General features: G+C 65.3%; 2 protein-coding genes. One reads left to right on the forward strand and one right to left on the reverse strand.

Going from position 1 to position 1,089, the window contains the following annotated elements:
* Positions 1-399: pectate lyase family protein (locus Ate02nite_RS48345; RefSeq protein ID WP_498370512.1), on the reverse strand; the 399-nt coding region annotated here is incomplete at its 3' end.
* A gap of 80 nt (positions 400-479) precedes the next feature.
* Between Ate02nite_RS48345 and Ate02nite_RS48350 the strand changes: the two genes are divergently transcribed.
* Positions 480-947: a hypothetical protein gene (locus Ate02nite_RS48350; RefSeq protein WP_203814779.1), complete on the forward strand. Its 468-nt coding sequence runs from the start codon at positions 480-482 to the stop codon at positions 945-947.
* Positions 948-1,089 lie beyond the last annotated feature (142 nt).

Raw genomic sequence — 1,089 nt, forward strand, 5'->3', positions numbered from 1 at the left:
ATTGATCGAGTCGTCACTGGCATTCTTGAACACCAGATTCCGAATGATCACGTTCTTTACGCCGGACAGATTGAAACCGCCACCGGTGACACCGGAACTCGCGCCGACCCCGAGGATGGTCTTGTTGGAGGCGACGGTGTACATCCCGGCGATCGTGATCAGCCCCGACACCTTGACGGTCTGCGAGGTGCTTGAACTGAGCGCGGTCTTCAGCGCCGCGGCCGTGCTGACGGTGACGACCGTGCCGCTGGACCCACCGGCGGTGCCACCGTTCAGGCCGGCGAACCCGACCGGGCTGCTCTCCGCGGCGGACGCGTGCAGCTGCCCGACCGCGATCACGGTCCCGACGGCCAGCACACCGGCGGTAGCCGCGGAGACCAAAGTGATGAGGCGACGCATAGAGTTTTCCTTCCGGAGATGGGAGCCGCCTAGTAGTGCGTCCGCCATCCCGGAGGTAACCGAAAAAAGGAGAACTTAAGGTGCGCAAGCATCGATGGCTGGCAACCGCAACGGCGGTAATGCTGCTGGCCGTCGCAGGCATAGCGGCTTTCTGGCCACGCAGCTCACCATCCAGCAGCACCGCCGACGAGCCGTATTACGCCACCACCACCGAACTGGAACAAAGCGCTGAGGCAATAGTCCGAGGCAAGGTCGAGAGGACCCACAAACAGGGCGACGAGACGGTGGCCACCGTGCGGGTAACGGCCGTAGCGAAGGGGGTCGCCGGCCCATCGATAGACGTCATCTACGCCACCGCCGGCCCAGAGATCCCGGAGGGCATCCGCCGAGGCGGCGACTACGTCCTACTGCTGCAGGTGCGCAACGAATCCGCCTGGAACCTGGTAAACACCACCCAGGGCTACTACCCGGTGGTGGACGGCCGCATAACCACCGCCCCCGACAATGCGGTCCCGCTGAGCGCATCCGTCCAGCAGAGCGTTTCCTAACCCAGCTGTCGGCCGCAACCTCGCCGCCGATCTTGTGGACTCGCCGCTCGCTGCGGACAGCGAACCCACAACCCGGCGCCGCGCCGGCCGTTGGCCGTGGCCCCATCGCCGATCTTGTGGACTCGCCGTTCGGTGCGTGCAG

Source organism: Paractinoplanes tereljensis, from assembly GCF_016862435.1.
In the GTDB taxonomy this organism is placed as follows: Bacteria; Actinomycetota; Actinomycetes; order Mycobacteriales; family Micromonosporaceae; genus Actinoplanes; species Actinoplanes tereljensis.